Source organism: Skermanella sp. (assembly GCF_059503625.1).
In genome coordinates this window covers 1-7,391 of record NZ_JCACHA010000917.1, presented here as the reverse complement: position 1 = coordinate 7,391, position 7,391 = coordinate 1, and the positions used below count along the sequence as shown (strand labels likewise).

The window sequence follows — 7,391 nt, the reverse complement described above, 5'->3', positions numbered from 1 at the left end:
AGCCGACATCGACGCGCCTGCTTGTCGGCTGCCGCTTCGCTCTAGACCGACCTACAAGGCGGTAGGGGCGGTGCCCTTGACCGTTCAATCCTTAATGCCGTTTTTTATTCTACTGGAATGCCGCCTCCGCAAAGCTGCGCAGCTTCCTTGAATGCAGCTTTTCCAGCCCGTTGCGGCGCAGCAGTTCCATTGCCAGGACGCCGATCTTGAGGTGCTGGTCGACCTGACGCCGGTAGAAGTTGTTCGCCATGCCGGGAAGCTTCAATTCGCCGTGCAGCGGCTTGTCGGAGACGCACAGCAGCGTTCCATAAGGCACGCGGAAGCGGAAGCCGTTGGCGGCTATCGTGGCGCTTTCCATGTCCAGGGCGATGGCGCGGCTCTGGCTGAAGCGCTGGACCATTTCGGTGTGGTCGCGAAGTTCCCAGTTGCGGTTGTCGATGGTGGCGACGGTGCCGGTCCGCATCACCCGCTTCAACTCGTAGCCGGTCAGGCCGGTGACTTGCCCGACGGCGCCTTCCAGGGCTACCTGGACTTCGGCCAGCGGCGGGACCGGGACCCAGATCGGCAGGTCGGCGTCCAGCACGTGGTCCTCGCGGACATAGCCATGGGCCAGCACGTAGTCGCCCAGGCGCTGGGTGTTGCGCAGGCCGGCGCAGTGGCCGAGCATGATCCAGGCGTGGGGGCGCAGGACGGCGATGTGATCGGTAATCGTCTTGGCGTTGCTGGGGCCGACGCCGATATTGACCATCGTGATGCCGGAGCCGTCCGCCCGCTTCAGGTGATATGCGGGCATCTGCGGCAGGCGCACCAGACGGGTGCCCGTGGTGTCGGCACCGCCCAGGTTCTGGTTGGGGATGACGAAGTCGCCGGGTTCGACGAAGGCGGTGTATTGCTTGCGGTATTCCTGCGTGTCCGGATCGTCCGATGGCGACATGATCTCCATGCCGAGCCGGATGAACTCGTCGATGTAGAATTGGTAGTTGGTGAACAGGACGAAGTTCTGGAAGTGGTCCGGCGACGTCGCGGTGTAGTGCTTCAGCCGGTGGAGCGAATAGTCCACGCGCGGGCCGGTGAACAGCGCCAGGGGGGTCGGTTCGTCTGGAGCCGGCTGATGGGTCCCGTTGACGATGCTGTCGTCCATCTGCGACAGGTCGGGCAGGTCGAAGACGTCGCGCATCACCGACAGCCGCTCCGGCGTCAGGTCGCTTTCGACATGCAGGCCCTCGGGGAAGGCGAAATGGATCGGGATCGGCTGCCGGCTGACGCCCACTTCCAGGACGACGCTGTGGTTGCGCCGCAACTGCTCGAACTGTTCCAGGAAGTAGTACGAGAACAGATCAGGGCGGGTCACCGTCGTGGCGTAGGTGCCGGGTCCCGCCACGAAACCATAGGCCAGCCGCGTATCCACCCGCGTCCCGATCTCGGTATGGACGCGGACGAAGGGATAGCAGGCGTGGACGCGCTGCTGAAGGTCTTCGCCGGCGGAGAAGCGCTTGAAGCAGTCGCGGAGATAAGCGGTGTTGGCGTCGTAAATCTCGCGCACGCGTTCCAGCGCCGCCGCCGGATCGGTGAAATGTTCGGCGGCGAAGGGAAGGCCGATATGGCTGGTCGAGTTCGGCATGGTCTTCTCGGCTCTCCCTCTAGCTCTCAAGGCCCATCAGCGAGCGGGCGAACGCCCCGGCCTCGAAGGGCCGCATGTCTTCCAGGCTTTCCCCGACGCCGATCAGATGGACCGGCAAGCCGTACTTCTCCGCCAGCGCCACCAGCACGCCGCCACGGGCGGAGCCGTCCAGCTTGGTCACGATCAGGCCGGTGACGTTGACCATTTCGCCGAACACTTCGACCTGACTGTGCGCATTCTGCCCGGTCGTGGCGTCCAGCACCAGAAGCACCGACTGCGGCGTCTCCGGGTCCATCTTCTTGATGACGCGGATGATCTTCTGAAGTTCGGCCATCAGGTTGGCCTTGTTCTGAAGCCGGCCCGCCGTGTCGATCAGCAGGACATCCGCCTTCTCACGCTTGGCACGCTCCAGCGCGTCGAAGGCGAGGCCGGCGGCGTCGGCCCCCGTCTCCTTCGAGACGACGGGGCAGCCGGAGCGCTCGCCCCAGACCTGAAGCTGCTGGACGGCCGCCGCGCGGAAGGTGTCGCCCGCCGCGATGATGACCGACTTGCCTTCGTTGCGGAACTGCTTGGCCATCTTGCCGATGGTCGTCGTCTTGCCGGCGCCGTTGACGCCGACCACCAGGATGACGTGCGGCTTGGCGTCCGGATCGATCACCAGCGGTTCGGCCACGGGTTCCAGGATCTGGGCAATGCTGGCGGCCAGGGTCCGGCGGACCTCGTCGGGCGAGACTTCCTTGCCGAAGCGGGTGCGGGCGAGTTCGGCCGTCACCTTGGCCGCCGTGACGGGGCCGAGGTCGGCCGTGATCAGCAGTTCCTCAAGCTCTTCCAGTGCTTCGTCGTCCAGCTTGCGCTTGGTGAAGATGCCGGAAATGCCGTCGGTCAGCTTGGACGTGGATTTCGTCAGCCCTTCGCGCAGGCGCGAGAGCCAGCCCTTCTTCACCGGCTGTTCCGGTTCGGGTTCCGCCAGGGCCAGTACAGGTTCGGGCTCCGGTTCAAGCTCGGGTTCGGGCTCCGGCTCCGGCTCGACGACCGGTTCCGTTTCCTGCCGTTCCGCCTCTGCCTCGATCTCCGGGGTGTCCTGCCTGACTTCTTCCTGCTCGGGCTTGGTCGGCTCCTGCTTGTTGCGGCGCCAGAATTTCAGCATGCGATGCTCCGGTCGATCCGGCCGATCAGGTGTTCCGCATCGACGCCGACGATTTCAGCCCAGACGACCGAACCCGGTTCGACGGGCTGGTCCAGGCGCACTTCGGCGAATTGCTCGGTTCGGCCGAGGGTTTCCTTTTCCGCCAGGACGGCGGCATGTGTTCCGATACGTCCGCTCAGGAAGCGGCTGACGGCTTGGGAGCCGGCGATGCGCAGGCGTGCCGCCCGTTCCTTGCGGACCAATCCGTTGACCTGCGGCATCTTGGCCGCCGGGGTGCCGGGGCGGGGGGAATAGGGGAATATGTGCAGCCAGGTCAGGCCGCATTCCTCCACCGCCCTTAGCGTGTTCTCGAACATCTCGTCGGTTTCGGTCGGGAAGCCGGCGATCAGGTCGGCGCCGAACACCATGTCGGGCCGCAGGTCGCGGGCACGACGGCAGAACTCGATCGCGTCGTCCCGGAGATGCCGGCGCTTCATCCGCTTCAGTACCATGTCGTCGCCCGCCTGGAGACTGACATGGAGGTGCGGCATCAGGCGCGGTTCCTCGGCGATCAGGCGCCACAAATCGTCGTCGATCTCGACCGGGTCGAGCGAGGACAGCCGCAGCCGCTTCAACTCCGGCACCTGGGCCAGCAGCCGGCGGATCATCTGGCCGAGCGTCGGCTTGCCGGGCAGGTCGGGGCCGTAGGAGGTGATATCGACGCCGGTCAGCACGATCTCGTTATAGCCGGACTGGACCAGCAGGCGAACCTGCCGGACGATCTCGCCGATCGCAACCGACCGCGAGTTGCCCCGGCCATAGGGGATGATGCAGAAGGTGCAGCGGTGGTCGCAGCCGTTCTGGACCTGGACGAAGGCGCGGGCGCGGCCTTCCAGTCCGCCGATCAGGTGGCTGGCCGTCTCCCTGACCGACATGATGTCGTTGACCAGGACGCGTTCGGTCGAACTGTCCAGGCCGAAGCTTTCCGGCTTCAGCTTCTCCTCGTTGCCGAGGATCTGATCGACTTCCGGCATGGCGGCGAACTTGGCCGGGTCGATCTGGGCGGCGCAGCCGGTCACGATGATGCGGGCGGCGGGATTCTCGCGGCGCGCCTTGCGGATCGCCTGCCGGGCCTGACGCTCGGCTTCCGACGTGACGGCGCAGGTATTGACGATGATGGCGTCGGTCAGCCCGGCGGCGGCGGCGTTTTCCCGCATCACTTCGGATTCGTAGGTGTTCAGCCGGCAGCCGAAGGTGATGAACTCGGTGGTCATGCGGTCACCAGCGCCGCCTCGGCGGAAGTTTCCTCGAGAAGCTCCGGTTGCAGCACGCCGGAGAAGCTGAGCGCCACCGGACCGGTCATCAGGACGTGCCCGTCTTCCCGCCATTCGATGGTCAGGCTGCCGCCGTCCAGCACGACTTCCGCCCGCCGTTCGGTCAGCCCGCGACGGACCGCCGCCACCTGTGCGGCACAGGAGCCGGAGCCGCAGGCGCGGGTAATGCCGGCGCCCCGTTCCCAGACGCGCATGCGGAGTTGGGTGCGGGACAGCACCTGGACGAACTCGATGTTGGCGCGCTGGGGAAATGACGGATGGTGTTCCAGAACAGGGCCGACCCGTTCCAGCGGAACGGCGTCCACGTCATCGACGAAGAAGACGATATGCGGGTTGCCCATGCTGACCGCCACCGGCCCGGACCAGGGACCTTCCGCCACATCCAGGCGAAGCGTGTCGGCAGGACCGGCCAGCGGAATGTCGCGCCAGTCCAGCCGCGCCGGACCCATGTCCACCGTCACCAGCCCTCCGGGTTCCGCCCTGGCGGGCAGAAGCCCGGAGATGGTTTCGATCACCGCTTCAGCGGTGCCGGACTGCTCCATCAGAAGATGCGCCACGCAGCGGGTGGCATTGCCGCAGGCGCCGGATTCGCTGCCGTCCGGGTTCAGGATCTGCATGAAGGTGGTGGCACCCGCCGTCCTGGGCGGCTCGATCACGATGAGCTGGTCGAAGCCGACACCGGTCCGCCGGTCCGCGATGGCACGGACCTGCGCTTCGGTCAGGGACAGGGTTCGGCTGCGGGCATCGATGACGACGAAGTCGTTGCCGAGCCCGTGCATCTTCAGAAACGGGATGGTCATGATGCGCGGTTATATGGCGATTCCCCCTCTCAAGTCCATGGCTGCCGTCCAAGGACCTGGGAAGGGCTGCCAGGACTTATCGGGGTATCAGCTCGCGCGCACCCGCGCCATGAAGACGCCGACCTCGTGGTTGAGACTTTCCGACTGCTTGGAAAGCTGACCGGCTTCCGCCAGCACCTGCTGGGCGGTGCGCGCCGCTTCGTGGGCTGCTTCCGAGACGCCCGCGATGTTGTCGGAGACCTCCTGCGTGCCGCGTGCCGCTTCCTCGACGTTGCGGGCGATCTCGCTGGTCGCGGCCCGCTGCTGTTCGACCGCGGAAGCGATAGCGGCGGAGCTGTCGCTGACGGCGGAGATGGTCGCCGTGATGTCCTGGATCGCAGTCACCGCCTGACCCGTCGCCCCCTGGACCGACGAGATCTGGCTGGCGATCTCCTCCGTCGCCTTGGCCGCCTGGTTGGCGAGGTTCTTGACCTCGGACGCCACGATGGCGAAGCCCTTGCCGGCTTCGCCGGCGCGCGCCGCCTCGATCGTGGCGTTCAGGGCCAGAAGGTTGGTCTGGCTGGCGATGTCGTTGATCAGGCTGACCACCTGACCGATCTTCTCGGCGGCGTCGGACAGACCGGCGACGATCTGGTTGGTTCGTTCCGCCTTGATGACGGCTTGCCGTGACGTCTCGGACGCCTGGCTGACCTGCCGGCCGATCTCCGTGATCGAGGCGGACAGTTCCTCCGCTGCGGAGGCGACGGTCTGGACGTTGCCGGAGGCTGATTCGGCGGCGCCGGCTGCTGCCGTGGATTGGCGCGTCGCCTGATCCGCCACGGCGGACATGCTGCTGGCGGTCGCCGTCATCTCCGTCGCGGCGGAGGCGACGTGCTCCACGACGGCCTCGACATGGGCTTCGAAGTCGTCGGCAAGGGCCATGATCTGCTTCTTCCGCAGCGCCTCGCCTTCGGTCTTCATCCTCTCCTGCTCTTCGCGCAGGCGCGTCACGGCGATGCCGTTCTCCTTGAAGAACTCGACAGCCTTGGCGATCTGGCCGATCTCGTTCGTGTTGGCGGTATAAGGCACGACGGCTGTGTAGTCCTGCTTCGCCAGCCGTCCCATGACGTCGCGCAGCTGGCCGATCGGACCCCGGATGCCGTGGGTGATCGCCCAGGCGATGGCTAGACCCAGGACGATCATGACGGCAAGGGCCGACATTACCAGTGTCGTAGCCTGTGCGCCCGTTTCCGTAGCTTCCGCCGCGAAGCTGGCGGCGCGGCGCTTGACGCCGACGACCAGGGCATCCATCCGCTCGGCGATCAGCTTGACTTGGATCTCGCCCTTGGTCCTGGTGATCGTCGCCCCGGTTTCCCGGTCTCCGGCTTTCATGGCGGCAATCACTTCGGCCCGGATCGGCTGCCAGTCCCGGATGGCCTTGAGGGTTTCGTCGAACTCCTTTTTGTCGCCCAGAAAGCGTTCCTGGGCGAACGTCATGGCGGCGAATACCTGCTTTTCCGATGTATCGACCGCCTGCGCCGCGGCGTCGATCCCGGCGGCATCCTGAGCGAGAGCCACGTCCTTCATGGAACGGTGCATGGCGATGATGCCGGCGTTGGCTTCCAGCACGGAAGTCGCCACGGCGAGGGAGTGTTCGTGCAGATCGGCCGTCAGCCCGCTGACCGTTTCCAGCTTGTTCAGCGAGATAAGGCCGAGCAGGCAGGAGAGCGCCAGGATCGCTCCGAAACCCGTCAGAAGGCGGGTCAACAGAGTGGTGTTCGTCAGTTTCATCATTGTCACCCGCCGCAGCATCCGCTCCGAAACCAGAATGGGTCCGGCCATGGGAGCCCGTTAGCGCGAGTGTGAGATCAGAATGTCTTGTCGATCCTTGATCTGGCTCAACCATCGACGAATCGGGTCTTTGTCGCTAGCTATCGACGGGAAATATCGCGCAGTATCAGTTCGTTATAGAAAGCCACCAGTTCGTAGCACAGGGTCACCGACGGTCCGGCCCTGTCGTAGAAGGCATTGGCCGTATCGGCACCGCAGTTCCTGAACCGCACCGTCAGGTCGCTAGGCAGCTTGAAACTGCTCCCGATATCGCGCGCGATCGCGTTTATCAGCCCCGATTCATGCAGCAGCGACGAGACATAGCCATAGGCAGGATCCGGCGCTTCGAACTCCAGGGAAATGCGGCTGTTGCCGGCCGAGCGCGATTCGACAGGATTCATGTGGGGCGCCAGCAGCCGCGTCCATCCCGCACGGGCCTGGGCATAGTCGGCCGGACAGGTCGTCCGCCGGTCCGCCGGCAGGCTGACGCTTGCCGCGAGATCGGAAAAGCCGGCGGGGTCGCTGCCGTACATAAGGCACACGACCGAGTAGAACCGCTGCATGTCGAGCGCATGCTCGCCCCACCATGCGGGCTCGGTATTGCCGGCTTCGCGCTGCCAGATATTGCCGAGATACCAGCCGTCGGCGGCGGCGATGATCAGCTCGTCCATCATCGGATCGGCCTGCTCGGGGATCATCAT

The 7,391-nt window shown here is 65.5% G+C and carries 6 protein-coding genes; all 6 read right to left on the bottom strand.

Features of this window, described 5'->3' with window-relative positions:
• Positions 1-109: 109 nt before the first annotated feature.
• Positions 110-1,621: an AMP nucleosidase gene (locus AC5JJ6_RS33460; RefSeq protein WP_496046182.1), complete on the bottom strand. Its 1,512-nt coding sequence runs from the start codon at positions 1,619-1,621 to the stop codon at positions 110-112.
• A 19-nt stretch (positions 1,622-1,640) separates the two neighbouring features.
• Positions 1,641-2,768: a signal recognition particle-docking protein FtsY gene (ftsY, locus tag AC5JJ6_RS33455; protein ID WP_496046181.1), complete on the bottom strand. Its 1,128-nt coding sequence runs from the start codon at positions 2,766-2,768 to the stop codon at positions 1,641-1,643.
• The gene (gene mtaB, locus AC5JJ6_RS33450; RefSeq protein WP_496046180.1) at positions 2,762-4,021 is read right to left on the bottom strand and encodes a tRNA (N(6)-L-threonylcarbamoyladenosine(37)-C(2))-methylthiotransferase MtaB; all 1,260 of its coding nucleotides are present in this window, start codon (positions 4,019-4,021) and stop codon (positions 2,762-2,764) included. The genes ftsY and mtaB overlap by 7 nt, the downstream gene beginning before the upstream one ends.
• Complete coding sequence (dapF, locus tag AC5JJ6_RS33445) at positions 4,018-4,881, bottom strand: diaminopimelate epimerase (RefSeq protein ID WP_496046179.1); 864 nt, start codon at positions 4,879-4,881, stop codon at positions 4,018-4,020. Before dapF ends, mtaB begins: the two co-directional genes overlap by 4 nt.
• A gap of 87 nt (positions 4,882-4,968) precedes the next feature.
• Positions 4,969-6,651, bottom strand: a complete 1,683-nt coding sequence (locus AC5JJ6_RS33440; protein WP_496046178.1) for a methyl-accepting chemotaxis protein — start codon at positions 6,649-6,651, stop codon at positions 4,969-4,971.
• Positions 6,652-6,791: 140 nt separating this feature from the next.
• Positions 6,792-7,391 (bottom strand): DUF4344 domain-containing metallopeptidase (locus AC5JJ6_RS33435; RefSeq protein WP_496046177.1); only part of this gene is annotated, 600 nt, incomplete at its 5' end.

What these genes read in the sequence shown, in the direction of transcription:
- AC5JJ6_RS33460 (WP_496046182.1), bottom strand. Translation starts at nt 1,621, where the DNA reads ATGCCGAACTCGACCAGCCATATCGGCCTTCCCTTCGCCGCCGAACAT.
- ftsY (WP_496046181.1), bottom strand. Translation starts at nt 2,768, where the DNA reads ATGCTGAAATTCTGGCGCCGCAACAAGCAGGAGCCGACCAAGCCCGAG.
- mtaB (WP_496046180.1), bottom strand. Translation starts at nt 4,021, where the DNA reads ATGACCACCGAGTTCATCACCTTCGGCTGCCGGCTGAACACCTACGAA.
- dapF (WP_496046179.1), bottom strand. Translation starts at nt 4,881, where the DNA reads ATGACCATCCCGTTTCTGAAGATGCACGGGCTCGGCAACGACTTCGTC.
- AC5JJ6_RS33440 (WP_496046178.1), bottom strand. Translation starts at nt 6,651, where the DNA reads ATGAAACTGACGAACACCACTCTGTTGACCCGCCTTCTGACGGGTTTC.